Genomic DNA, 26,304 nt, shown 5'->3' with positions numbered 1-26,304 from the left:
AAAATCTGAAAAAATTCACATTTACCAGTAAAATTATGATATAATAATCATGATTATTTTCAAGTAATATTTTGAAGGAGTTTTACATGTCTAACGGACTAATCGTACTAATTATAGTGATAGCAGTTCTCTTAATTGTTGCTTATATAGCTGCTGTCTTATTGAGAAAAAGAAATGATGCTTTACTTGCTAAGTTAGAAGAGCACAAAGAAGAACTTTATAATCTTCCTGTAAACGATGAAGTAGAAGCAGTTAAAAATATGCACTTAATCGGACAAAGTCAAGTGGCCTTTCGTGAATGGAATCAAAAATGGGTTGATCTTTCTTTGAATTCTTTTGCCGATATTGAAAACAATCTTTTTGAGACAGAAGGTTACAATAATTCGTTTCGATTTTTAAAGGCAAAACACGGTATTGATAAAATCGAAAGTCAGATTGACCTAATTGAAGAGGATATCACTGCTATTCGTAACGCACTTGCTGAGCTAGAAAAGCAAGAGTCAAAAAACAGTGGTCGTGTCCTGCATGCCTTGGATTTGTATGAAAAGTTACAGGTATCTGTTGCGAATGATACAGAAAGTTATGGTTCAGCACTTCCTGAGATTGAAAAGCAATTAGAAAAAATTCAATCTGAATTCTCTCAATTTGTAACCTTAAATTCATCAGGAGACCCTGTTGAAGCAGCAGAAATTTTGGATAAAACAGAAGATCACATCCTTGCTTTGACGCATATCGTTGAAAAAATTCCAACTCTTGTATCAGAATTAGTGGAAAAATTGCCAGAGCAGTTAGAAGATTTGGAATCTGGTTATCGCAAACTGTTGGAGTCAGGATATCACTTTATTGAAACGGATATTGAATCTCGTTTCCAACAGTTACACACTAGTTTGAACCGGAATAGCGAAAACATTGCCAGTTTGGAATTGGATAATGCGCAGTATGAAAATACGCAAATTCAAGAAGAAGTGGATGCTTTGTATGACATGTTCAACCGAGAAATCAAGTCACATAAAGTAGTTGTCAAGTTAGTCAATAGTTTACCAGGTTATTTGGGTCATACAAAAGAAAACAATCAAAATCTGTTGACAGAGATTGCCCGCCTTTCAAAATTATATCTATTGACAGAAAGTGATACGAATCATGTTCGTCGCCTTCAAAGTGAACTTTCGAGTTTAGATGATGTTGTTTTAGAAGCTATTGAAGATTCTTCAGAAAGAAAACAAGCTTATTCTGTTCTTCAAGAAAATCTTGAAACAATTCAAAAACGCGTGAAAGAAATTGAAGATGAGCAGTTAATACTGAGTGAAAAATTGGCTAAAATTGAAAAAGATGATGACAATGCTCGACAAAAAGTCAATATTTATATCAACAAACTGCATACAATTAAACGTTATATGGAAAAACGCAATCTGCCAGGTATTCCACGAAGTTTCTTGACCATTTTCTTTACTGCAAGTGATAACACGGAAAGCTTAGTGGCAGAATTGGAACAATATCGTGTCAATATAGAATCAGTAAATCGTATGCTGGAAATTTTAACAAATGATATGAATGAACTTGAAAATGAAACCTATCGAATTGTTGAAAATGCAACGTTAACAGAACAATTATTACAGTATTCGAATCGCTATCGTTCATTTGATGAAGGTGTACAAGCTGCTTTCGATCGTGCATTAGAAATTTTTGAGAATGATTTTGATTATCAAGCTTCATTTGAAGAAATCTCACAAGCATTGGATGTAGTAGAGCCCGGTGTAACCAATCGTTTTGTTACATCGTATGAAAAAACACGAGAAAATATCCGATTTTAAATTGAAAAGTTATACAAATAAAGAGAAGGTTTATTTCCTTCTCTTTATTTGTATTATATGAAAACACGATTGTTTTCCATTCCTTTTTATAAGAAAATTACGTGGATCCTCAATGAGTAAATGTATAGGTGTTTTTAAATTAAGCAGTCTACACCAATCACAATATGTAGTTTTTTAAAACATGATTTTTGTAAATTTGACAATTTATACTGTGCAATTGTGTAAACAGGTATGTAATTCCCTTATTTTTTAATGAGTAAAAGCAACACAAACACCTTCTGGGACAAAGAAATCATGTGAGATTTCTGTTAGTTTTCCTGTTTCTGGGTCGCGTTTGAGGACAGTGGCATTGTCTGAGTCCTGATGAACTGCAATAATATACTGTTGATCTGGTGTAATATTAAAATCTCGTGGATTTTTTCCGTTAGTTGGAACAATTTCTACAAGTTCAAGAGTTCCGTCTCCTACCACTTTGTAAACAGCAATTGAATTATGCCCACGATTAGAACCGTAAAGGAACCGACCATCTGTAGATAAACGAATAGCAGCTGTTCCATTAAATTCTGAAAAGTCTTCTGGTAAAGTTGAAATAGTTTGTAGGCGTTCAAATTGACCGTCGCCATCATAAATTAAAACTTCAATAGTAGAATTTAATTCACAAATAAGATAAGCGATTTTGTAATGAGGATGAAACACGATATGACGTGGACCAGCACCAGGTGTTGCATGATAGGTATCTAATCGGATCAACCGACCATAATCACTAATATCATATGTAATAACTTCATCAGTCCCCAAATCACACGTAACCAGATAGTTATCTGGTGTCAAATCTGCAAAATGCACATGAGCTGCAGCTTGGTTTTCATGCGGACCATACCCAATGTGAACATCAGAGTCAACTAATTTTAAGCTGCCATTTTCTTGTCGTCTATAAACTAAGACTTGCCCCTTATGATAGTTTGCTCCGTAGACAAGACTTCTTGTTTCATCGACACTCACATAGCAGAGAGGAGCTCCCTCAGCTACAACATGGTTGAGTAATTGGAATGTTTTATTGTAAGCTGCAATACCTCCTTCCCCATATTCAGCTCCGACAGAGTACAGGTGATGCTGCTTGTCAAAAGCTAAATACGTAGGATTCGGTTCTTTGGCAACAAGTGTTAAATTTGTTAGGTCACCTGTACTAGTATCAAGATCAGCCTTGTAAATTCCTTCAGAGCTACGACGTGTATAAGTTCCAAAATAGACTGTTTGAGTCATCATTCACCTCGAAAAAATTTGATACTTTTATTATAACATAAAAATAGATGAAATAGTTTTCATAAATGAAAGCGCCTTTCATCCTTATGCTTAAAAAATAGATAAAAAATAGATTTGAGGTAGAAAGGGAACAGATAGCTTTGTTACAATAAAATAGATTTATAGAAGCGAAATAGGATTTTTCCAAAGGATAACGAAGTTTGCTGTAATAAGTATTTTATAAAGGTTTTTAATTATCAAAAAAGACTAAGGAATTTGTCGCTGATTTCTGAAAATGCTTTGATTTTTTGAAGAAAATTTTATACTATATCACAATGTTCAATCTTTGTAAGTTCTCTATTTTGTTGTATAATAAAAGTAATCTTTATATGGATTATTCGTCATTTTATATTTATAATTTAAGGAGTAAAAAATGCATAAGATTTTAGTAGTAGAAGATGACACTACCATCAATCAAGTGATTTGTGAGTTTTTAAAAGAAAACCATTATGAAGTGACTCCCGTTTTTGACGGTGCAGAAGCTTTGCGTATATTTGAAGAAAAATCATTTGACTTAATCGTTTTGGATGTCATGTTACCTTCCATGAGTGGTTTGGATGTACTAAAGGAAGTCCGCAAAACTTCGCAGGTTCCAGTTATGATGTTAACTGCACTAGATGATGAATATACTCAACTAGTTAGCTTTAACCATTTGATTAGCGACTATGTTACTAAGCCATTTTCACCACTTATTTTAATGAAACGGATTGAAAATATTTTCCGTAGTACAGTAACAGAATCTGAAATTCTTGTTGGGGACTTGCGTGTTTCAATCGATGATTGTACAGTTTATTGGCAAGAAGAAAAAATGTCTCCAACCAAAAAAGAATATGAAATCATCCAAGCTCTGGCTAAAAGAAAAAATCATTTAGTGACACGAGATCAATTGATGAATACAATCTGGGGTTATAGCGAACTAGATAGTCGGGTTTTGGACAACCATGTGAAAAATATTCGGAAAAAAATTCCCGGAATTCCTCTTAAAACTATTACCGGTATGGGTTATCAACTTGGGGGCGAAGAAGAGTGAGAATTGCTAAAAAGCATTTCCTTTTGACAGGAACGATTATTTTTATTGTCGTGACAACGGTTCTGGCAACACTTTATTTTGTGATGCCTGTTTATTATGATCAAGTCAAACATCGAGAGGCTAAAAGTGAGTTTTCCCAAATTGCCCAGCAGGTTCAAGGAAAACCGTCAGATGACATGGGAAAGCTTTTAAGTGACTACAATCGAAAGAATACACGCGTCTGGTTTAGCATATTAGATGCAAAAGGAAAACTTATTTATCCTCGTATTGATTTAGCGAATGAAAAGGGGGAATTTCAATTAACAATTTTACCCTCTGACATGAGCTTGAATAATCAAACCAAAAGTATGAGTAAGAAGATAAAAACGGCAGAAGGTACCACATTGACTTTGCGTGGAGAATATTCCCTCCAACCAATATCGGATGCTAATTATGTGCTGTTAAGCCTCTATCCTTATATCTTATTCTTTTCTTTAGCACTAGGTGGTGTGGCAGCTTTTCTTTACAGTCGATTTGCAACCAAACGCATTAAAGAAATTTCAGAAAGTACGCGTAAGATGGCAACTCTTTCTCCAGATGTAATTTGTCCAGTCAAAGGTCATGATGAAATTTCTAATCTTGCTCAAGATATTAACACTCTTTATCAAAATCTGTTGATGAGTATTGAAGCTTTGCGATTGGAAAATGAAAAAGTGGCTGAAAGCGAGCGGGAGAAAGCAGAGTTCCTTCGTATGACCTCTCATGAGTTGAAGACACCAATCACTAGCATGATGGGAATTGTAGATGGTATGATCTATGGAGTTGGTGACTTCAAGGATAAAGATAAATATTTACATAAATGCCGTGAAATTTTAGAAGAGCAATCTAAACTTGTGCAATCCATTTTGGCGATTTCTAAGATTGAAATGCGTATAGAAGCGGAAGAAGAGGAGTTTTCACTTAAGCAGCTTTTAGAGGAAAATTTAAATACTTATAAAATGCTGGCTGATATGAAAGGTTACAAGTTTATCGTTCATTTAGAAGAACTTCATGTGCATGGTAACAAAATGTATTTATTAAAGGCGATTAAAAATTTATTGGACAATGCTTTTCATTATGCATTAGCTGGCGGAGAAATTTTTTTAACGATTCAAAATGGTCAGTTAATGATTGAAAATGATGCGGAACATGTGTTGGATGAACAGCAAATCCAGCAAATCTTTCAACCATTTTATCGTCCAGATTACAGTCGCAATCGTAAAGACGGTGGAACAGGTTTGGGACTCTTTATTGTTCAACAAATTTTGGAGAAACACAACTTGCGTTATCGCTTCGAGGCGGTTGATGGCAAACGAATGCGTTTTATAATTTTTTTCTCAGATAAAGAAGACTAAAAGTGGGAATGGGATAGAACTAAATGAAACAAAAATTTAGTTCGTAGTCTCCCCTCGTAAAGTTGTTTAATAGTTTTCTAGACTGTTGAGGTGGTGAATGAAGAAAACGAAGTTTTTGTCAAAAATTTTCTTCCAAGCTTGAAAAGCGAACCGCCTTGAAACTTGCTTCGCAAGTTCTATCCGTTTCCTCAAAGTAGTGCTTTGAGGAATCAGTTATTGCGGTGTTGGTTTATTATATAGTATACTTTGAGGTTGGGAATTTTTGTCCCAATCTCACTTTTTTATATTTGACTTGGACGCAAGGAAGAAATTTACAAATGGCTACTTTTTCTTCAAGAATTTTTTAGTGAAAAATGCTACAATGAGATAAATAAAGAAAAGGATGTCTGTATGGAACATAAAAAGAAGGATTTCACTCTATCGTGGTTTTTTCGATGGTTTTTAGATAATAAAGCAATCACTGTTTTTTTGGTGACATTATTGCTGGGATTGAATATTTTTGTATTAAGCAAAATTAGTTTCATTTTTATTCCTGTTCTAGAATTTATCGGGGTTATTATGCTGCCGGTTATTTTAGCGGGGCTTTTGTATTATCTATTGAACCCGATCGTGGATTTTATGGAGAAGCATAAAATAAATCGCTTGGTTGCGATTACGATTGTTTTTATTTTGATTGCTTTGCTTTTGATTTGGGGATTGGCTGTGGCAATTCCAAGTTTGCAACATCAGATTGTGAGCTTTGTAAGGAATTTACCAGCTAATTTGCAAAAGTCGAATAAAATCATTCAAGATTTTTTGGAAAATCGTATTTCTGATGATGTCAAGCCTCAATTGGAAGAAATTGCCAACAATTTTTCAGATCAAGTGACGACTTGGGCAAGTAATTTTTCATCGAAAGCAGTAAATTGGGTGAGCACATTGATTAGTACGGCTTCGCAAGTGATTGTAGCTATTATCATCATGCCTTTTATCCTTTTTTACCTTTTGCGAGATGGGAAAAATTTGAAATCTTATTTGACAAAATTCATACCAACAAAGTTTCGTGACCCTGTTGGTCAAATTTTGACAGACGTCAATACACAGCTTGCTAATTATGTTCGTGGTCAGGTGACTGTTGCTATCATTGTAGCGATTATGTTTATCATTTTCTTTAAGATAATAGGACTTCGTTATGCAGTTACGCTTGGAGTAACTGCAGGGATTTTAAATTTGGTTCCCTACTTAGGAAGTTTTCTCGCGATGTTACCGGCTCTTGTCTTAGGTTTGATTGCTGGACCGCTTATGTTATTGAAAGTTATTGTTGTCTTTATTGTAGAGCAAACGATTGAAGGGCGGTTTGTATCACCATTGATTCTCGGTAGCCAATTGAATATCCATCCGATTAATGTCCTTTTTGTCCTTTTGACAGCTGGTTCTATGTTTGGTATTTGGGGTGTTTTACTGGGAATTCCAATCTATGCTTCTGCAAAAGTTGTGATTACTGCTATTTTTAAATGGTATAAAAAAGTTAGCGGTTTGTACGAAGAAGAATTAGTAGATGAAACAGGAGAGAGAATTGAACAACAGTGAAAAAATGGTCGCTTTTCTACAAAAGCAGGATTTGGCGCATGCTAATAAATATTTTGAGAGAGCCCTAACAAATGATACAGAAGAAGAATTACTTGAATTGGCCGATTACTTAGAAAGTATCGGCTTTTTCCCTCAAGCTAAGCGAATTTATGAAAACTTAGCTCCCCACTATCCAGAATCCTATATTAGTTTAGCACAGATTGCTAGTGAAGATGGGAAAGTGGAAGAGGCCTTTGCTTATCTGGAAGAAATTAATTTTGATAGTGATTGGTACGTGACAGCTCTATTGGTCAAAGCTGATTTGTACCAAATGGAAGGGTTGCCGGACGTTGCAAGAGAAAAACTAGCCGAAGCAAAACAATTGACTGACGAGCCGTTAGTAACTTTTGGTTTGGCTGAAATAGATTTTGAATTGGGAAATTTTAAGCAAGCCATTAAAGAGTATGCTAGTTTAGACAATCGCATCATTTATGAGCAGACAGGTATTTCTACTTATCAGCGAATTGGCATTTCCTATGCAAATCTTGGTAAATTTGAAGCAGCGGTTGAATTTCTTCAAAAAGCCTTAGAGATTGAATATGATGATACGGTAGCCTTTGAACTAGCAACTATTTTATATGATCAGAAAGAATATCAAAAAGCCAATCTGTACTTTAAGCAAATTGATACGATTTCGCAAGACTTTGAGGGCTATGAGTACGGTTATGCTTTGTCGCTTCATGCAGAACATCAGACAGAAGAAGCATTACGCCTCACGCAGCAGGGCTTATCGAAAAATCCGTTTGACACTCGTCTTTTGCTACTGGCTTCACAACTTTCTTATGAGCTACACGATGAGCAAAAGGCAGAAGAATACCTGCTGCAAGCGCAAGAGAATGCTGAAGATGAGGAAGAAATCGTACTGCGTTTGACGAATCTTTATGTGCAGCAAGAGCGTTTTGATGAAGTTTTGGCATTTGAAGAGCGAGATGTAGATAATGTTCTGACGAAGTGGAATATTGCACGTGCCTATCAAGCTTTGGAACATACAACAGCAGCTTTGGAGCGCTACAGTCTGTTGCTCTCAGATTTACAGGAAAATCCAGAATTTTTAGAGCAATATATTTATCTACTTCGTGAAATGGGTGAATTTGAAAAAGCAAAACACCAAGCAGAGCATTATCTTCGCCTCGTTCCGGATGACGGTATCATGCAGGAATTGTACGATAGTTTGTAAAAAGAGTAACAAGCACAATCCTATAAGACGCATGGGAATTATGATATAATGATGAGCGTGATATTCAGGAAGGACGAAGAAAATGACTGAAAAATTTGGTGCTGATCTAATTGTAGATAGTTTAATTAATCATAAAGTGGATTATGTGTTTGGGATTCCGGGTGCAAAGATTGACCGTGTGTTTGATACCTTAGAGGACAAAGGCCCACAACTGATCGTGGCTCGTCATGAACAAAATGCTGCTTTTATGGCACAAGGAATTGGGCGGATTACAGGAGAGCCAGGTGTCGTGATTGCAACCAGTGGACCAGGCGCTTCAAACTTGGCAACGGGCTTGGTTACTGCGACCGCAGAAGGGGATCCTGTACTAGCTTTAGCCGGTCAGGTCAAACGAGCTGATCTTCTCAAACGTGCTCATCAGTCCATGGATAATGCTGCACTGTTTAAGCCGATTACCAAGTATTCTGTCGAAGTGCAAGATGGCAATACTCTTTCAGAAATTATTGCCAATGCTTATCGTCATGCCAAATCAGGAATGCCAGGGGCAAGTTTTATCTCCATTCCACAGGATGTGGTGGATAGTCAGGTTCATGTGAAGGCTATTAAACCGTTGACGGATCCGCAACTGGGTTCTAGCTCAGTGGCTGACATCAACTACCTAGCGCAAGCGATTAAAAATGCTGTGTTGCCCGTTCTTCTCTTGGGGAATGGTGCTTCAAGTGCCAAAGTGACGGCTTCTATTCGTCAGTTATTGGAGCAAGTACAGTTGCCTGTTGTGGAAACATTCCAAGGGGCTGGGATTGTGTCTCGTGAATTGGAAGAAGCTACGTTCTTTGGACGTGTCGGACTGTTTCGTAATCAACCAGGTGATATGCTCTTGAAAAAATCTGATCTAGTCATCGCTATCGGCTATGATCCGATTGAGTATGAAGCACGCAACTGGAATGCGGAAATTTCTGCCCGCGTCATTGTGATTGATGTAGAGCCAGCAGAGATTGATACTTACTTCCAACCGGAGCGTGAGCTGATTGGAGATATTGCAAATACTTTGGATTTATTGCTGCCAGCGATCAACGGTTATCAATTACCAGAAGGGTCGCGGGAATATCTGCAAGTTTTGCGAGATAAAATGGACGGTGATGTGAAATTTGACCGCAGCCAAACTGAAACAGGACGACTACACCCGCTGGATATTGTCGAAGTCTTGCAGGAAAATACGACAGATGATATGACAGTTACAGTAGATGTGGGTACGCATTATATTTGGATGGCACGTTATTTCAAGAGCTATGAACCAAGGCATCTGCTTTTTTCAAATGGGATGCAAACGTTAGGAGTGGCATTACCCTGGGCAATCTCAGCAGCCTTGGTTCGTCCCAACACAAAGATCATTTCTGTGTCTGGCGACGGCGGCTTCCTCTTTTCAGCTCAGGAGCTAGAGACAGCGGTTCGCCTGCAATTGCCAATTATTCATCTTATTTGGAACGACGGGCATTATAATATGGTGGAATTTCAAGAAGAAATGAAATATGGTCGTTCATCTGGAGTGGACTTTGGGCCTGTTGATTTTGTTAAATATGCAGAGAGTTTTGGTGCGAAAGGATTCCGAGCAACATCTCCAGCAGAATTAACACAGTTGCTCCAAAAAGCCTTAAAGGAAAATGGACCGGTTATCATTGATGTGCCAGTGGATTACAAGGACAGCAGTACACTAGGAGAAACGATTTTACCAGATGAGTTTTATTAAATTGAAACTGGGAAAGGGTTCAAGACTATTTCAAGAGAGTTCAATTTCTCATTTTCTTGTACGGTTGATGTGCAGTATTAGACAGTAAAAGGCTGGATGTGAGACCTGCTTTTTTCAAGGAAAGATAGTAAAAATTGCCTAGGAGGAGAAATGGAAAAGCTTGTAACATTATTTCACTACAATACTTTGGGAGCTTTGATGGCGGGGCTTTACAAGGGGACGATGACGATTGAAGAATTGCTTCAACATGGCGATTTAGGGATTGGTACTTTAGACTCTATTGACGGAGAGCTGATTGTGCTTGACGGTAAGGCTTATCAGGCCAAGGGAATAGGAGTAACTCCTGAAGTGATAGAAGTTTCAACAGATAGGATGGTTCCTTATGCTGCAGTGGCTTTTCACAGAGCAGAAGCGTGTTTTCGTCAGGACGTTGAGCTGACTGATGAAGCGTTGAAGAAGCGCATAGAAGCTAGCTATGTCGGGGAAAATCTTTTTCGCTCAATTAAGATTCATGGTGAATTTAGCAGCATGCACGTGCGAATAGCTCCAAAATCCTCTCCGGGAAAGAGGTTTGCAGAAATCGCAGCTCATCAGCCGGAGTATCATGCAGAACACATTTCAGGAACGATTGTTGGCTTTTGGACGCCGGAGCTGTTTCACGGCGTCAGCGTAGCTGGTTATCATCTTCATTTTCTATCTGATGACCACCAATTCGGTGGACATGTCATGGATTTTGTCATGAAAAATGGAGAGGTTGAAATCGGAATAATTGCGGCTTTGGAGCAGCGTTTTCCGGTTCAAGATCAAGATTTTCTCTCTGCAAAATTGAATGTGTCGGAGTTAAAAGAAGATATTGAGAAATCTGAATAAAAAATAGTGGACAAAGTTAGACAAAAGCTCAAATTCCATTCAAAATTCAAAAGAATGATGCCAAAAAGGCTTAAAATCGTGTTGTTAAAAGCACTGATTTTAAGCCTTTTACTATTCTAAGAAGTTTTTTCAGTCCCTTATAATGAGAACGAGTTCGTCGCCTCGGTCGACAAAGTGAACGAGAACTGGTTTAAGCTGTCGTCCACATTGACGACCTGCTTGAGAACTGATTTACTCTGTCCGAGGGTCGGACAGCTTACCTGAAAAGAGATTCATTTCATCCGAGGGTCGGATAGCTTGCCTGAAAAATAATTCATTCCATCCGAGGGTCGGACAACTTACCTGAAAAGTAATTCACTCCGTCCGAGGGTCGGATAACTTGCCTGAAAAGTAATTCACTCCATCCGAGGGTCGGACAGCTTACCTGAAAAGAGATTCATTTCATCCGAGGGTCGGACAGCTTGCCTGAAAAGAGATTCATTTCATCCGAGGGTCGGACATATAAAAAATAGTCAGAAAAAGGTGCCAGTTAGTAGACACCTTACATCTTCATGGATTTAATTTTGGCTTCATTAGGAGTAACGCGTAGGGTCTTTTGCCCCGTGTAGGTTACAAAACCAGGTTTACCACCTGTTGGCTTGTTAAGTTTTTTGACTTCAATCATATCCACCTGAACAAGATTGGACAATCTCGCCTTAGAAAAGTATGCCGCCAATTCCGCAGCATCTGTCTTGACCTCATCGCTTGGTTGCAGGTTTCCTGTGATGACCACGTGACTGCCGGGAATATCCTTGGCATGAAACCAAAGTTCCTCTTTTTTCGCCATTTTAAAGGTCAGCTCATCATTTTGCAGATTGTTTCGTCCAACCAGAATAATTGTCTGTCCATCAGTAGACAAATATTTCTCAGGTTTTTTTCGTTTTTGGATCTTTTCACGCTGACGCCGGCGAATAAAACCGGTCTGAATCAATTCTTCACGAATTTCAGCAATTTCTGTTAAGTTAGCCTGTGACAGGGCGGTTTCCACACTTTCCAAATATTGAATGGTTTCTTTAGTTTCTTCAATCAGTCCCGTTAAATGCTTGACTGCTTCTTTCAGTTTTTGATATTTCTTAAAATAGCGCTGAGCATTTTGGTTAGGGGTCAAAGCTTTATCCAGCACAATAGTAATTTTCTCGCTTGTGTAGTAATTGTCCAGTTCTACTTGGTCTTGATTGTTGGGAACTTGGTGCAAAAAAGTAGTGAGGAGTTCTCCTTTTTGGCGAAATTCTTCAGCATTTTCAGTCGCGACTAATTCCTGCTTTTGTTTCGTTAATTTTTTACGGTTTTTTTCTAATTCATTTTCCACTCGATGAATCAGTTCACTGGCTTGCTGATTAACGCGATCGCGCTCTGCCTTGTCTTGATAGAAAGCATCTAACAATTGTGATAAACTAGGAAATTCTTTCTGACTATCCGCAAAGAGAATGGGGGTAAATGACTTGCTAGTCAGGGTTGCCTGAGTGGAGCTAGCGAAGAAGGCGCGGAAGATTTTTAACTTATCACTTGTTAAGCGCTGGCTGAGTTCGGCTGCTGTATCGCGCCCCAAGCCTTGAAATAAGTTTTGTAAAGAACGGGCCGACAAATCCTCTGTATGCAAAATTTCAAATAATTTTTCATCAGAAATGGTAAATGGATTGCGCTTATCTGTTTGAGGTGGAGTGACATAGCTTGAACCAGGCAGAATCGTACGGTAACTATTTTGAGAAAAGCCGACATGTTTAATAGCTTCAATAATATTGCCGCTTGCCTTATCCATTAGGATGATATTGCTGTGCTTGCCCATGATTTCGATGATAAGAGTTGCTGCCACGTTATCTCCAATTTCATTTTTATTGGAGACAGAAATTTCTAAAATTCGATCATTCTCGATTTGTGAAATGTTTTCAATCGTAGCACCTTGTAGATATTTTCGCATAACCATGATAAATGTGGTGGGCACTGCTGGATTTTCAAAGGCGGTACGGGTTAGTTGAATGCGACTAAAAACAGGGTGAACAGACAAGAGCAATTTATGATTTTGTCGATTACTGCGAATTTGTAGCACTAATTCCTGATTAAACGGTTGATTGATTTTTTGAATACGACCGTACAGTAACTGTTGCCGCAATTCATCTGTCATGTGATGTAAAAAAAATCCGTCAAAGGACATGGTTTTTCTCCTTGAATGGTACTAAAGAAAATTATAACAAAAAATAGTAAGAAAAGGTTGAAAAATTATTATCAGAAAAGTTTGACAAAATACTTGACATTTATTTCAGAAACCTCTAAAATAATATCAAATTAGAAAAGTAATAAAATATTTGTTGGCAGAGAGCTTGTGGTTGGTGAAAACAAGCAGCAGGGTTTTATGAAATTGGGCTAATGGATAGAACTTGAATTTGAAACGATAAAAATTCGGTAAGCACACCTTATAGTGCAACTTGTTGTTAGACAAGATAGAGATGTGGGAAAAGTGTATGATTTTTCCCATAATTGAGGTGGCACCGCGATTTACGCCCTCACACAGGATGAACTGTGTGTGGGTTTTTCTTTTATTGTAAATGGAGGGGAAGTATGTTTAAGCGATGGCGACTCTGGATTTTACTTGAATAAACATTTGAAACATACGAAATGGAGAACAGATATGAAAAATAAACGACTAATGGCAATTATTGCACTTTTAGTAGTCTTAGTTGTTGGAGGAATCATTTATTCTAGCATTAATGATGGGAAAACAACGAAAATCAACAATACAACAAAAACAGTAAAAGTCGGCGTACTACAATATGTTAGTCATCCATCGCTGGATTTGATTTATAAGGGTATTCAAGAAGGCTTGGCCCAAGAAGGCTACAAAGGCAAGAAAATCAAGATTGATTTTATGAATGCAGAAGGTGATCAAAGTAAAGTAGCAACGATGAGTAAGCAACTGGTCGCAAATAATAATGATGTGCTGATTGGAATCGCAACGCATGCCGCTCAGGGGCTAGCTAGTGCAACGAAAGATAAGCCAGTTGTCATGGGAGCAGTGACCGATCCAGCTGGGGCAAATTTGGTCAAAGATTTGAAACAGCCTGGCGGTAATATCACAGGTGTTTCTGATCATAATCCAGCTAAACAACAGTTAAATCTGATTAAACAGTTAACACCGAATGTGAAAACAATTGGTATTCTTTACTCAAGTAGTGAGGACAATTCCAAAACGCAGGTAGAAGAATTTACAACTTTGGCTGAAAAAGCAGGCTATAAGGTGCTTCCTTATTCTGTGCCTTCGACAAATGAGATTGCTTCAACTATGAATGTGATGACAGGGAAAGTAGACGCCATTTGGATTCCAATTGATAACACCATTGCTTCTGCTTTTTCAACAGTTGTTTCCAGCAATCAAACAGTTAAAAAACCTATCTATCCAAGCGCGACGGCTATGGTAAAAGAAGGTGGTTTAGGTTCCGTTGTAGTAGATCAAAAAGAACTTGGAGTAGCGACTGGAAAAATGACTGCGAAGATTTTGAAAGGGGCTAAACCAGCAAACACAGCGGTTGAAATCTTTAATACTGGAAAAACGGTTATAAATAAAAAAGTGGCTGCTCAGCTAGGAATAACGATTCCAGATGATGTTCTGAAAAAAGCAGGACAAGTCATTGAGTAATCCGATTGATAAGAAACGATATTTTTTAAAGTTAGGACAACATTATGATTATTTCAATTGTCTCACAAGGCCTTGTTTGGGCCATACTAGGTTTGGGAATTTTTATGACCTTCCGCATTTTAAACTTCCCTGATATGACAGCCGAAGGCTCTTTTCCCTTTGGGGGAGCAGTGGCAGTTACGCTGATTAGTAAAGGTATCAATCCCTTTCCGGCGACTGTTGTTGCCATTCTGGCAGGGTGTTTGGCAGGAATGGCAACAGGACTTCTTTATATCAAGGGGAAAATACCTACTCTACTTTCTGGAATTTTGGTCATGACTTCCTGCCATTCGATTATGCTCATGTTAATGGGGCGAGCGAATCTTGGTCTTCTAGAAACCAAGCAAATTCAGGACTTTCTGCCATTTTCTAGCGAAATCAACAATCTTCTAACAGGGCTACTTTTTGTTAGCTTGGTAATAGCTGCATTGCTCTTTTTCTTAGATACAAAATTGGGTCAAGCTTATATTGCTACAGGAGATAATCCTGATATGGCGAGGAGTTTTGGTATTCACACAGGGCGAATGGAGCTGATGGGGTTGGTGCTATCTAATGGTGTTATTGCTCTAGCTGGAGCCCTCATTGCTCAGCAGGAAGGTTATGCGGATGTCTCGCGCGGTATTGGAGTGATTGTTGTCGGACTTGCTAGCCTCATCATCGGCGAGGTGCTCTTTACTAGTCTGACATTAGCAGAACGTTTACTAACGATTGTTGTCGGAGCTATTTTCTATCAATTTCTGATTTGGGGTGTGATTGCACTTGGTTTTAATACCAGTTATCTCCGTCTGTATAGTGCGGTTATCTTGGCGGTTTGCCTCATGATTCCGACTTTTAAAAATAAATTCTTTAAAGGAGTCAAGTTAAGCAAATGACAGCAATTGTAGAATTAAAAAATGCGACGAAAGTTGTGAATAATGGCTTTGATGAAAAAACGATTCTTGACAATGTTTCCTTGACCATTCATAAGCATGACTTCATTACCATTTTAGGTGGAAATGGGGCGGGAAAATCTACTCTGTTCAACGTCATCTCAGGAACATTGCCATTGACGAGTGGCAGCATTTATATTCTAGGTGAAAATGTGACGAGTTATTTGCCAGAGAAACGTGCTAAGTATCTGTCACGCGTCTTTCAAGACCCAAAGATGGGAACAGCTCCGCGCATGACGGTGGCAGAAAACCTATTGATTGCTAAATTTCGTGGTGAAAAACGCCCTCTAGTGCCACGCCGTCTGAGCCATTATCGAAAAGAATTTCAAGAAATAATAGAGAAAATCGGCAATGGTTTAGAAAAGTATTTGGATACGCCAATTGAATTTCTTTCTGGTGGTCAGAGACAGGCTTTGAGTTTGTTGATGGCGACTCTCAAACGCCCTGAGCTGTTGCTTTTGGATGAACATACAGCAGCGCTTGACCCCAAAACCAGTGTGGCATTGATGAGTCTGACAGATGAATTTGTAAATCGTGATCAACTGACTGCTCTCATGATTACCCACCATATGGAAGATGCTCTCAAATATGGCAATCGCTTGATTGTCATGAAAGACGGACAGATCATCCAAGACCTCAAACAGGAAGAAAAAGCCAAAATGACCATAGCGGATTATTATGGTTTGTTTGAATAAAAAATTCCAATCTCATTTGAGGTTGGAATTTCTTTTTTGTGCTTCTCTGATAGTATTAGGAACCAGACGAATCCGCTTAATATCTGAAATACGAATAATGGTAGACATGCTTTTCTGGAAATTTTTTATAATGAGCTGCTGGCGTTCTTTGTCATATTTGACAATATCACCCGTAAAACTTTTATCTAAAAAAATAACATGTACGCCTGATTTCTTTTGCAAAGCGGTTTCAATCATCTGCAAAATATTGGCGTTGTCCTCCTCTATTTCTTGCGTATTCTTTTTGTAATTGATAAATTCACTTGCGCGTTCTAAAATCATTTCGAGAAATTTTTTCATAGCTAAATTCTCCATAACTTGTTACAATATATTATATAATAAACTTGCTAAAAAAGTAAATTTTTTACGAATAAATCAAGAAAGAAGAAAAAGGAGAAAAAATGTCAGAGTTTAAATTTGAGATAGAAGAAAAGTTACTGGTGTTATCAGAAAATGATAAAGGCTGGACGAAAGAGCTGAACCGAGTGAGTTTCAATGGTGCACCAGCCAAATATGATATCCGTAGCTGGAGTCCTGATCATACAAAAATGGGAAAAGGGATTACGCTTTCCAATGAAGAATTTCAAGTATTGGTAGAGGCTTTTAAGGCTTAGTAAAGCGTAAATAGAATAAAGGCAAGAGAGTGAGAGACAGACGATCTATAAATGTAACTGTTGATGACTCTCTTTTTTGTTGTAAAAAATAAGGAATTTTACACAAAAACTTGAAAATACGCTTTCAAAATATTATACTATTAAATATAGACAATATATATAATATAGTGAACTTAAAATTTTAGGAGGTTTAGGATGCTTGAAATTCAGAATTTAGAAAAAAGTTTTGGGCAAAAACAAGTTCTGTTTGGTGTTGATTTTAAGGCTGAATCAGGACAAATCCTTGGTCTGATTGGAAAAAACGGTGCTGGGAAAACAACGATTTTTCATAGCATTCTACGTTTTTTAGAATATAGCGGTAGGATTTCTTTTGAGGGCAAAGCTATTTCTCAAGACACTTATCGGGAAATTGGCTATTTACCAGAAGAACGAAGTTTGATGCCTAAGTTGACTGTCTATGAGCAGGTGCGTTATTTGGCGAATTTAAAAGGTGTATCAAGTGCAGTTGTGAGAGAAAAATTGCCTCAGTGGATGGAACGATTGCAAGTTAAAGGAAAATTGACTGATAAAATCAAGAGCCTGTCAAAGGGAAATCAGCAGAAAGTGCAGCTGATTATTACACTTTTACATGAGCCAAATTTGATTATCTTAGACGAGCCTTTCAGCGGTCTTGACCCAGTTAATACGGAGATTTTAAAGCAAGTTATTATTGAAGAAAAAGAGCGCGGAGCGACCATTATCTTTTCTGATCATGTCATGACAAATGTGGAAGAATTATGTGATAAGATCATCATGCTTCGTGATGGTAAAGTCATTTTGGATGGTAGTGTACAAGAAGTTCGTAATCGCTATGGGAAAACAAGACTCTTTGTATCTAGTGCGCTTTCTCAAGCTGAATTAGAGGCGCTTCCTCACGTAAGCAGAGCCAGTCTGACCAATCAAGGAACATGGCGATTGATATTAGATGACGAAACAGCTGGGAAGGACTTGTTTGACTTGCTGACTAAAGGACAATATATTGCAACTTTTGACCAACAAGCTCCAACAATTGATGAAATCTTTAAATTAGAATCAGGGGTGGAAGTATGAAACAGACATTAATTGTAATCAAAGAGACTTATCTTCGTCATGTCAAGTCATGGAGTTTTGTCTTCATGGTTCTTTCTCCTTTCATCTTTATTGGTCTTAGTTTTGGAGTTGGGTATCTTTCTTCCATGTCAAGTAGCAATTCTAGCCGTATTGCAGTTGTAACAGACAATGCACAAATCAAGGAAGTTTTAAAAGATATCAAGAATCTGGACTTCGATTATAAAGATGAAGCAGCAGCCAAGAAAGCTATAAAAGACGGTGATGTCGGGGGGTATTTGCTGCTATCAGAAGCAAGCGGTCAAATTAAAGCAACCTATGTCGCTGATACAGGGATGAATGGCACTACAAAGGCAGCAATTTCACAGAAATTACTACAGTTACAGCAGGTTGCAAATATCAGCCAAGCTAATTTATCAGCAAACCAAGTTAAACTGCTTTCAAGGGGGATTGATTTTAAGGAAAAAATTGACGAAAAGAAAGAGGCTAAGAAAACGATTCAAACAGTTGTTGCAACAGCAATTGGTTTGATATTGTACATGATTCTCATTGTTTATACAAGCTCAACTGCGCAGGAAATTGCAAGCGAAAAAGGAACAAAGATTATGGAGGTTATTTTCTCCAGTATCAAGGCATCTGAATATTTTTATGGTCGAATGGCTGGAATTTTTGCAGTAATTTTGACACATGTAGGAATTTACGTGATAGGAGCAGTGCTCTTACTAATATTTTCTGACAAGGTTTCTTTTGTAAAAGAATTTTTGCAAGCTAATCCAAATTTGATGAAGCATCTAGGTGAAGCCATTTCTTTTAATACCATTGCTTTCATTACTTTAAGTGTCTTTTTGTTCGTTGTCCTATCTGCCTTTTTAGGCTCGATGGTAACGAGAATTGAAGATGTTGGGAAAGCCGTTCAGCCTGTTGTGATGCTAGTTGTACTAGGATTCTTAGGTGTAACAGCTCTTGGAAATGCAGGTGATACGATTTTACTTAAAGTTGGCTCGTATATTCCATTTATTTCAACCTTTTTTATGCCTTTCCGTGCTATCAATGGTTATGCAACTAGTTTGGAAGCGTGGATTTCCTTTGTGATTGCGTTCTTATTTACCACTGGAATGACGGTTTATATTGGTCGAATTTATTCCAGCTTGATTTTGCAAACAGATGATATTGGTATTTGGAAGAGTTTCAAAAAAGCTTTAGCTTATCGTTAAAAATAGTTCTCCACAAGTATTCTTGTGGGGATTTTTCTTGAAAAGGAGGCATGCAGTCAATCGCTGTTGAAAAACTTTAAAAATGATATAATTAAACTATATTATGATAGAAACAGGATGCTCATGAAATTACTTTATACAGATATTCGCAATCCCTTAACGAAGATTTTGGTGAAAGAAGCAGAACGCTTGGCACAGGAAGGTAAGCGCGTGTTTTATATTGCACCTAATTCTCTTTCATTTGAAAAGGAGAGAGCTGTTTTGGCTCTTTTAGAAAACCATGCTTCCTTTGCTATTACAGTGACACGTTTTGCGCAGATGGCACGTTATTTTGTCCTCAATGATGTGCAAAAGGGAGAAAACATATATGATATTGGGCTTAGCATGCTCTTTTATAAAGTGCTTTCAGAAATGAATGAGCATGATTTGAGGGTATATGGTGCCATTCGGACGGATGCACAATTTATTCAGCAATTGGTTGAGCTCTATCATGAACTGCAAGTCGCTCAGATGAGTTATACAGACCTAGACTATTTGGAAGAAGCAGAGAAAAAAGCAGATTTAATCAAGATTTTTCAAGTAGTGATGTATCAGCTTAATCAGAGTGAATTTACTTCTGATTCAAATATCATGGCCTTTACCCATCATATTATAGCAGGTGATGTGGATGAGGAACTGCAGGATTTAGTCTTGGTTATTGATGGGTTTACGCGCTTTTCGGCTGAGGAAGCTTATTTGATCGAGCTTTTGCATAATAAGGGTGTGGAAATTATCATCGGTGCTTATGCAAGTGAAAAAGCGTATCGTGCAAGTTTTCGAGAGGGCAATCTTTATCAGGCGAGTGTTGATTTCTTGCGACAGTTGGCAGGTAAATTTGAAGTGAAACCTGAATATATACCAGCAAGCCAGCCAGATGATGCTTTTGGAAAGATTTCAAAACTGTTAGAAAGTCGGTATGATTTCTCAGATGTTGACCTAAAGCTAACGGAGCAGGATCGCTCGCATGTGCAGATTTGGTCAACAGTCAATCAAAAAGAAGAATTAGAATATGTGGCAAAAAGCATTCGTCAGTTAGTTCATGATGAAGTTCGTTATAAGGATATTCGCGTTCTTTTGGGAGATGTGGAAGCGTATCATTTACAGTTAAAGACGATTTTTGATCAGTATCAAATCCCTTTTTATCTGGGACGAAGTGAGGCTATGGCTCATCACCCTTTGGTGCAATTTATTGAAGCTTTAGTGCGCCTAAAACACTACAATTTTCGAACGGAAGATTTGCTCAATCTCTTAAAAACAGGTCTTTATGGTCATTTAAAGCAAGAAGAACTAGACTTGTTTGAGCAATATATCCGTTTTGCAGACGTGAGAGGAATGAGTAAGTTTTCTAAAGAATTTACTCATAATCAACAACGAAAATTTAATCTAGTTCATATCAATCAATTAAGAAAAAATATAGTCACTCCTCTCTTGGAATTTTTTAAATCTCGCAGTCAAACAGCGACAGGCCTGCTTCAAAAATTTCATCAATTTTTAACAACAATTTCTTTTTTTCAGAATTTTGCTAGTTTAGTAGATTTTACGAATCCGCAAGATCAAGAACGGCAAGAAGAAGTTTGGAAAGCTTTTTGCCATGTTTTGGAACAATTTGCCAATGTCTTTTCAGCTAGCAAAGTCAATCTAGATGATTTTCTGACTCTGGTGCAGTCAGGAATGCTGTTATCTAATTATCGAACGATTCCAGCAACAGTAGACGTTGTGACCGTTCAGTCTTATGACTTGATTGAGCCGTTGTCAAGTCCTTTTGTTTACGCGATTGGTTTGACCCAAGACTATTTTCCCAAAATTGCACAAAATAAGACTCTTTTGTCAGATGAAGACCGTTTGTTGCTAAACGAAGTGACAGATGAGCATTCGGAATTGCTGATTGCTGCTCAGGAAAATCTCAAGAAAAATCGTTTTGTCGCCTTGTCACTTCTAAATGCTGCAACGGATAGATTGGTACTTTCCACTCCTCAGATTGTCAATGAAATAGAGAATGACATTTCTCCATATCTGTTGGAACTGCGTGAGCAACCAATTGCTTTGCCAATTGAGGTGAAGCATCCGCAGGCAACAAGTGATGATATTGGTACTTATCGTGCTTTATTGGCGAGGGTTATTGAGTTGAATCAAGGAGATATTGATAAAGAGCATTCTTTGACTGAGAAAGAACAGACTTTTTGGTCAGTAGCTGTACGAGTTTTGCGCAAAAAATTGGAAAGTGAAGGCATTTCGATTCCGAATGTCACGTCAAGTCTTGAGACAGAAACCTTGTCAGAGCAGACTTTGCAAATCCTTTATCCGCCTCATCAAGCATTTCTATTGTCGACTTCAGCTTTGACAGAATTTTATCGTAATCAGTATGCTTATTTTTTGAAGTATATTTTGGCTCTGCAAGAAGAAATGACAATTTACCCAGATGCGCGCAGTCATGGAAATTTTCTGCACCGTGTGTTTGAAAAAGTCGTGCACGATCAATCGAACGAGCAATTCGACATCCGTCTAGAAAAAGCCATTCAGGAAGTAAGCTGTGAACCGGAGTTTGAAGCTCTTTATACCGAAAGTGCCGAAGCATTGTTTGCTCATGAAGTTTTGCTTGACGCAGCGCGTGCGACAGGGCGTGTTCTAGAAAGAAATGATTTAGTAGAAACTATTCAGGAAGAGGCTGTTTTTGGGCAAGAGAGTGCAGAATTTTTAACCTTATCAGATGGTCGCAATCTTCAAATTCGAGGAAAAGTTGACCGCATTGACCGATTGAGAAGTAATGACAGTCTGGGAATTGTGGATTATAAATCAAGTGACACAGATTTTGATTTTCAAAAATTTTTCAATGGTTTGAATTCTCAATTACCTACGTATATAATGGCATTGAAACAAGAAAAGTGGACGAATGATGAAGCACAGGTTTTTGGCGCCATGTATTTGCAGATGACCAATCCACTCGTACCTTTAGCGAAGACCAAGTCGCAGAGTGATGCAGTCAAAGAGGTGATGAAAACGTTAGAATACAAGGGGCTATTTCTATCGGAGCAAGCTTATCAACTCAATGATTTGTATAATAAAAAGAAAGTCAATTTATTAAGTCAAGAAGAGCTAGAAACTTTGTTAGCTTATAATGCACTCTTGTACCGTCGTGCTGCCGAGCAGATATTGACAGGGCATTTTAAGATTAATCCTTATACAGAAAATGGCAAAAGTATTGCACCTTTTGTGGAACAATATAAGTCCATTACAGGTTTTGAAGCCAATCTTCATCTTTCTAGAGCCCGACATTTGGTTAAGCTAGATAAGCACTCAGCAGGTGAAAAAAAACGTCAAGCGTGGATAGAAAAGATGAAGGAGGAGTTAGAAAAATGAGACAAATTCCATTTTTGACTCAAGCAGAGATTCGTGCTTTGCAGGATCAAGAAGCACAGTCTAATAAAACTCAAAAACGTACAGCAGAGCAAATCGAAGCTATCTACTCCTCTGGTCAAAACATTCTTGTGTCTGCTTCTGCAGGATCAGGAAAAACTTTTGTAATGGTGCAGCGGATTATTGATCAAATTCTGCGGGGAGTTCGTATTGAGCAGCTCTTCATTTCAACTTTCACCGTCAAAGCAGCTAGTGAATTAAAAGAGCGCTTGGAGAAAGAGCTGTCCAAGGCCTTGAAAGAAACAACTAATGAGGAACTTAAACAACACTTAGCGCAGCAATTAGCTGATATTCCCAATGCAGATATTGGAACTATGGACTCTTTCACTCAAAAAGTCCTGAATAAATATGGTTATTTGTTGGAGTTAGCACCAAATTTTCGCATTTTACAAAGTGCGAGTGAACAATTATTGCTACAAAACGAAGTTTTTGAGCAAGTTTTTGAAGACTTCTATCAATCTGATCAGGCAGCTTTGTTTAAAAAAATGGTCAAAAACTTTACAGGTCAGAGAAAAGATTTGCTTGGTTTTCGCGAGCAGGTTTATAAGATTTATTCTTTTTTGCAGTCTACTAGTAGTCCAATAGAATGGTTGGAAAAAGACTTTTTGAAAGGCTATGAGTTTGCAGATTTCCAAGAAGAAAAAGCGCAACTTTTAGCACAAACAAAAGAAGCCCTCTTTGATTTAGAAGATTTTTTTAGCTATCATTTGGTTCATGAAGCCAAGGAATTTCCCAAAGCAAAATATCTTGAAAATGTGCAGCGTGTGCTTGATGACCTGGCAAGCTTACAAGGACAATCCTCTGAGGAAGCCTATCTCACAGCGCTCAATAACATTGTAGAAATATCGCGTGCCAGCAATGGAAAAGCCTTGACGAACAGCGGTCGTAAAGAAGAATTAAAAGAAATCATCAACGCCTATAACGAAAAACGCAAAGAAAAAATTCAAGTTCTACGAGACTTGGCGGATCAATTTTATCGTTTTGAATTTCAAATGACCTACCATGAGGAAGCAAAAGAAATTTTACTTGTTTTGCAGCAATTTATGAAATCGTTTGTTACAAGCTATTTGAATCGCAAAAAAGAAGAAAATGCTTTTGAATTTGCGGACATTAGTCATTTTGCTATTCAGATCTTAGAAGAATGTTCGGATGTGCGTCAGTTTTATAGGAACAAATACCATGAAGTTATGGTAGATGAATATCAAGATACCAACCACACGCAAGAGCGGATGCTAGAACTGTTATCAAATGGGGGTAATCGCTTTATGGTGGGGGATATTAAACAGTCTATTTATCGTTTTCGTCAAGCGGATCCGCAGATTTTCAATGAGAAATTCAAATTGTATCAAAGCGATAGTCAACAAGGGAAATTGATTGTCTTAAAAGAGAATTTTCGCAGTCATTTGGAAGTCTTGGAAGCCACCAATGATGTTTTTAAGCGCCTCATGGATGAAGAAGTGGGAGAAATTGATTACAATGAAACGCATTATCTGGTAGCTGGAAATCCTGATAAAAAAGAACCAAATCCCTTGTATCAGACAGAATTTCTCATTTATGATGGAGCGCTTGAGACAGATAATGAGGAGAACGACAAAGATGTTTCTTCTGTTTCTGCAGGAGAAGTGGCGCTGGTTATCAAAGAAATTATTCGTTTGCATAATGAAGAAAATGTCCAATTTGAGGATATTACTTTGCTAACGGCTTCGCGGACGCGCAACGATGCGATTTTAGCTGAATTTGCTAAATATGGTATTCCTGTCGTTTCAGACGGTGGTGAGGACAATTACCTTCAGTCTGTTGAAGTCATGGTGATGTTAGACACCTTGCGTACGATTAACAATCCTCTTAATGACTATGCTTTAGTGGCGCTTTTAAAGTCGCCCATGTTCAACTTTACAGAAGATGAATTGGCACGTTTAGCTTTGCAAAAGAAGGTGACTGAGGCAAATTATGTTGTCCATCAGGAAAATCTATATGAGAAGTTGAAGAATACTCTGAATGGGTACGGTCAATATCCTGAACTTATCACGCCTCCTCTTTTAAAAAAAATCCAGCAGTTTCAAGAAACACTACAGGCTTGGCGAGAGTATGCAAAAACAAATTCACTATATGATTTGCTTTGGAAAATCTATCAAGATCGTTTTTATTACGATTATGTGGGAGCTTTGCCAAATGGAGCGGGACGTCAAGCTAATCTCTATGCCCTTACTTTGCGCGCAAATGATTACGAAAAAATGAGTTTTAAAGGCTTGTCACGTTTTATCGGGATGATTGATAAGATTTTAGAAACTCAAAATGACTTGGCAAGTGTCGTTGTTGCAGCTCCGAAACACGCAGTTCGCCTGATGACAGTTCATAAGAGCAAAGGTTTGGAATTTAAATATGTCTTTTTGCTCAATATGGACAAAGTTTTCAATCGTAAAGATAGCAGTTCTGCTTTGATTCTCAGTCGTCAAAATGGCGTTGGTATCAAGTATGTAGCTGATGTAGCAGTAGATGTTGCTGATAAGTTAGCTCCAAACCATGTTCGTTTGTCTATTAATACTCTGCCTTATGAGCAAAATGAGCGTGAGATTCATCTAGCCAGTATTTCTGAGCAAATGCGTCTACTCTATGTCGCCATGACACGCGCTGAAAGGAAACTGTATTTAGTTGGTAAAGGTCATCAGAACAGTTTGGAGAAAAAAAGCTTCCCTACTCCAGTGAAGGGGCATTTAGCTGCATCTATCAGGCAAAGTATGACAAGTTTTCAAGATTGGATGTGGGCTTTACATGTAGTATTTGAGAAAGATAATCTAGCTTTTTCAACGCGATTTGTGACAGATAATGAGTTGACAAGTGAAAAAATAGGTCAACTGAAATTGAAAGATGCGGTTATTGAAGAGAGTATGGTGCATAATCGCCAATCTGAGGATATTCGTAGGGCTTTGGATATTTTGGAAAATGTAGATCGATTGAATACCAAGTATCAAGCTGCCATCCATTTACCGAGTGTTCGAACACCAAGTCAAATTAAGAAATTTTATGAACCGATTATGGATACAGACGGCGTTGAAATTATGGAGAAAAGGAATCCGACCATTGTAGGAAAAGCTTCTTTTGAGCTACCAAATTTTGCTAAAAAAGCTCCAGTTACAGGAGCGCAAATCGGTAGCGCTGTCCATGAACTGATGCAGCGTATTCCTTTGGATCAAGCCCCTACGATAGCTATTTTGAGAAAAGTTTTAAAACAGGTTCAGGCAGAAGAAAGTGTTAAAAAGAAAATTGATTTGCAAAAGATAGCTAGTTTTTTTTGGACTGAACTTGGGCAGCTCCTTTTGAAGCATACAGACAGAGTATATCGTGAAGCTCCTTTTGCTATGTTAAAGCAGGATCCAGCAAGTGGACAATATTTTGTAGTCCGTGGGATTCTGGACGGTTATCTACTGCTGACGGACCGAATCATTCTCTTTGATTACAAGACGGATCGATATACAAATCCAAGTGAATTAGTGGAGCGCTACCAAGCACAATTAGCACTTTATGCTGAAGCTCTTAGTCGTTCATACAGTATTGAAAAAGTTGAAAAATACTTAGTGTTGTTAGGCGGAGCACAGCTTCAAGTGGTGAAAGTAGAATAGATAAATCGCCCTCTTATTCACGAATGT

18 protein-coding genes and 1 other annotated feature are annotated in these 26,304 nt (G+C 37.9%); of the genes, 15 read left to right on the top strand and 3 right to left on the bottom strand.

The genetic code is table 11. From position 1 onward, the window contains the following. Nucleotides 1–86: 86 nt before the first annotated feature. Entirely contained in the window at nt 87–1,811 is a 1,725-nt protein-coding gene (gene ezrA, locus HMPREF2542_RS07780; RefSeq protein ID WP_058670305.1) for a septation ring formation regulator EzrA, read from the top strand. A gap of 249 nt (nt 1,812–2,060) precedes the next feature. Here the strand turns inward: ezrA and HMPREF2542_RS07775 are convergent, their stop codons facing one another. Continuing rightward, nucleotides 2,061–3,074 (bottom strand): lactonase family protein, encoded by a 1,014-nt coding sequence (locus tag HMPREF2542_RS07775; protein WP_070484685.1) that lies wholly within the window; start codon nt 3,072–3,074, stop codon nt 2,061–2,063. Nucleotides 3,075–3,486: 412 nt separating this feature from the next. Between HMPREF2542_RS07775 and HMPREF2542_RS07770 the strand changes: the two genes are divergently transcribed. The 6 genes from HMPREF2542_RS07770 to budA all read left to right on the top strand — a co-directional run bounded on the left by HMPREF2542_RS07770 (nt 3,487) and on the right by budA (nt 10,918). Beyond that, complete coding sequence (locus tag HMPREF2542_RS07770; RefSeq protein WP_003069790.1) at nt 3,487–4,143, top strand: response regulator transcription factor; 657 nt, start codon at nt 3,487–3,489, stop codon at nt 4,141–4,143. After that, entirely contained in the window at nt 4,140–5,516 is a 1,377-nt protein-coding gene (locus HMPREF2542_RS07765) for a HAMP domain-containing sensor histidine kinase (protein ID WP_003069789.1), read from the top strand. Before HMPREF2542_RS07770 ends, HMPREF2542_RS07765 begins: the two co-directional genes overlap by 4 nt. 390 nt (nt 5,517–5,906) lie before the next feature. Then, complete coding sequence (locus HMPREF2542_RS07760; protein ID WP_049481299.1) at nt 5,907–7,085, top strand: AI-2E family transporter; 1,179 nt, start codon at nt 5,907–5,909, stop codon at nt 7,083–7,085. Further along, nucleotides 7,072–8,301, top strand: coding sequence for a tetratricopeptide repeat protein (locus tag HMPREF2542_RS07755; protein ID WP_082663114.1), 1,230 nt, complete (start codon nt 7,072–7,074; stop codon nt 8,299–8,301). The genes HMPREF2542_RS07760 and HMPREF2542_RS07755 overlap by 14 nt, the downstream gene beginning before the upstream one ends. A gap of 82 nt (nt 8,302–8,383) precedes the next feature. Next, the gene (gene alsS, locus HMPREF2542_RS07750) at nt 8,384–10,048 is read left to right on the top strand and encodes an acetolactate synthase AlsS (RefSeq protein WP_049476634.1); all 1,665 of its coding nucleotides are present in this window, start codon (nt 8,384–8,386) and stop codon (nt 10,046–10,048) included. A 150-nt stretch (nt 10,049–10,198) separates the two neighbouring features. Beyond that, the gene (budA, locus tag HMPREF2542_RS07745) at nt 10,199–10,918 is read left to right on the top strand and encodes an acetolactate decarboxylase (protein ID WP_070484684.1); all 720 of its coding nucleotides are present in this window, start codon (nt 10,199–10,201) and stop codon (nt 10,916–10,918) included. A gap of 541 nt (nt 10,919–11,459) precedes the next feature. Here the strand turns inward: budA and fbp62 are convergent. Further along, complete coding sequence (gene fbp62, locus HMPREF2542_RS07740) at nt 11,460–13,109, bottom strand: Rqc2 family fibronectin-binding protein Fbp62 (RefSeq protein ID WP_070484681.1); 1,650 nt, start codon at nt 13,107–13,109, stop codon at nt 11,460–11,462. Between the two features lie 117 nt (nt 13,110–13,226). After that, nucleotides 13,227–13,463: a binding site (T-box leader), on the top strand. Nucleotides 13,464–13,583: 120 nt separating this feature from the next. Between fbp62 and trpX the strand changes: the two genes are divergently transcribed. From trpX to HMPREF2542_RS07725, 3 genes are read left to right on the top strand one after another with little or no spacing between them, the layout of a single operon-like run. Next, a complete protein-coding gene (gene trpX / locus HMPREF2542_RS07735) occupies nt 13,584–14,588 on the top strand; it encodes a tryptophan ABC transporter substrate-binding protein (protein ID WP_058670310.1) in 1,005 nt (334 codons plus the stop codon). Between the two features lie 44 nt (nt 14,589–14,632). Beyond that, on the top strand, nt 14,633–15,499 hold the full coding sequence (locus HMPREF2542_RS07730) for an ABC transporter permease (RefSeq protein ID WP_058670311.1): 867 nt from the start codon (nt 14,633–14,635) through the stop codon (nt 15,497–15,499). Further along, nucleotides 15,496–16,251, top strand: coding sequence for an ABC transporter ATP-binding protein (locus tag HMPREF2542_RS07725; protein WP_058670312.1), 756 nt, complete (start codon nt 15,496–15,498; stop codon nt 16,249–16,251). Before HMPREF2542_RS07730 ends, HMPREF2542_RS07725 begins: the two co-directional genes overlap by 4 nt. 12 nt (nt 16,252–16,263) lie before the next feature. Here the strand turns inward: HMPREF2542_RS07725 and HMPREF2542_RS07720 are convergent, their stop codons facing one another. After that, nucleotides 16,264–16,605 (bottom strand): hypothetical protein, encoded by a 342-nt coding sequence (locus tag HMPREF2542_RS07720; protein WP_037565830.1) that lies wholly within the window; start codon nt 16,603–16,605, stop codon nt 16,264–16,266. 86 nt (nt 16,606–16,691) lie between these two features. Between HMPREF2542_RS07720 and HMPREF2542_RS07715 the strand changes: the two genes are divergently transcribed. From HMPREF2542_RS07715 to addA, 5 genes are all read left to right on the top strand, one after another. After that, complete coding sequence (locus HMPREF2542_RS07715) at nt 16,692–16,904, top strand: YdbC family protein (RefSeq protein WP_003037473.1); 213 nt, start codon at nt 16,692–16,694, stop codon at nt 16,902–16,904. A 195-nt stretch (nt 16,905–17,099) separates the two neighbouring features. Then, nucleotides 17,100–17,993: an ABC transporter ATP-binding protein gene (locus tag HMPREF2542_RS07710; RefSeq protein ID WP_058670313.1), complete on the top strand. Its 894-nt coding sequence runs from the start codon at nt 17,100–17,102 to the stop codon at nt 17,991–17,993. Further along, on the top strand, nt 17,990–19,204 hold the full coding sequence (locus tag HMPREF2542_RS07705; protein WP_058670314.1) for an ABC transporter permease: 1,215 nt from the start codon (nt 17,990–17,992) through the stop codon (nt 19,202–19,204). The genes HMPREF2542_RS07710 and HMPREF2542_RS07705 overlap by 4 nt, the downstream gene beginning before the upstream one ends. Nucleotides 19,205–19,327: 123 nt before the next feature. Continuing rightward, nucleotides 19,328–22,600: an ATP-dependent nuclease subunit B gene (gene rexB / locus HMPREF2542_RS07700; RefSeq protein ID WP_070484679.1), complete on the top strand. Its 3,273-nt coding sequence runs from the start codon at nt 19,328–19,330 to the stop codon at nt 22,598–22,600. Beyond that, on the top strand, nt 22,597–26,277 hold the full coding sequence (gene addA, locus HMPREF2542_RS07695) for a helicase-exonuclease AddAB subunit AddA (RefSeq protein ID WP_070484678.1): 3,681 nt from the start codon (nt 22,597–22,599) through the stop codon (nt 26,275–26,277). Before rexB ends, addA begins: the two co-directional genes overlap by 4 nt. Nucleotides 26,278–26,304: the final 27 nt, after the last annotated feature.

The sequence above is a fragment of the Streptococcus sp. HMSC034B05 genome, from assembly GCF_001809055.1.
GTDB lineage: Bacteria > Bacillota > Bacilli > Lactobacillales > Streptococcaceae > Streptococcus > Streptococcus constellatus.
Note: the sequence above shows the minus strand (reverse complement) of the source record. Positions and strands in the feature narration are given on the sequence as shown.

Bases quoted from the DNA above. Each gene is read 5' to 3' on its own strand.
- HMPREF2542_RS07710 (WP_058670313.1), top strand. From the start codon at position 17,100: ATGCTTGAAATTCAGAATTTAGAAAAAAGTTTTGGGCAAAAACAAGTT.
- HMPREF2542_RS07730 (WP_058670311.1), top strand. From the start codon at position 14,633: ATGATTATTTCAATTGTCTCACAAGGCCTTGTTTGGGCCATACTAGGT.
- HMPREF2542_RS07720 (WP_037565830.1), bottom strand. From the start codon at position 16,605: ATGGAGAATTTAGCTATGAAAAAATTTCTCGAAATGATTTTAGAACGC.
- HMPREF2542_RS07760 (WP_049481299.1), top strand. From the start codon at position 5,907: ATGGAACATAAAAAGAAGGATTTCACTCTATCGTGGTTTTTTCGATGG.
- ezrA (WP_058670305.1), top strand. From the start codon at position 87: ATGTCTAACGGACTAATCGTACTAATTATAGTGATAGCAGTTCTCTTA.
- budA (WP_070484684.1), top strand. From the start codon at position 10,199: ATGGAAAAGCTTGTAACATTATTTCACTACAATACTTTGGGAGCTTTG.
- addA (WP_070484678.1), top strand. From the start codon at position 22,597: ATGAGACAAATTCCATTTTTGACTCAAGCAGAGATTCGTGCTTTGCAG.
- HMPREF2542_RS07775 (WP_070484685.1), bottom strand. From the start codon at position 3,074: ATGACTCAAACAGTCTATTTTGGAACTTATACACGTCGTAGCTCTGAA.
- alsS (WP_049476634.1), top strand. From the start codon at position 8,384: ATGACTGAAAAATTTGGTGCTGATCTAATTGTAGATAGTTTAATTAAT.
- trpX (WP_058670310.1), top strand. From the start codon at position 13,584: ATGAAAAATAAACGACTAATGGCAATTATTGCACTTTTAGTAGTCTTA.
- HMPREF2542_RS07725 (WP_058670312.1), top strand. From the start codon at position 15,496: ATGACAGCAATTGTAGAATTAAAAAATGCGACGAAAGTTGTGAATAAT.
- rexB (WP_070484679.1), top strand. From the start codon at position 19,328: ATGAAATTACTTTATACAGATATTCGCAATCCCTTAACGAAGATTTTG.
- HMPREF2542_RS07715 (WP_003037473.1), top strand. From the start codon at position 16,692: ATGTCAGAGTTTAAATTTGAGATAGAAGAAAAGTTACTGGTGTTATCA.
- HMPREF2542_RS07770 (WP_003069790.1), top strand. From the start codon at position 3,487: ATGCATAAGATTTTAGTAGTAGAAGATGACACTACCATCAATCAAGTG.
- fbp62 (WP_070484681.1), bottom strand. From the start codon at position 13,109: ATGTCCTTTGACGGATTTTTTTTACATCACATGACAGATGAATTGCGG.
- HMPREF2542_RS07705 (WP_058670314.1), top strand. From the start codon at position 17,990: ATGAAACAGACATTAATTGTAATCAAAGAGACTTATCTTCGTCATGTC.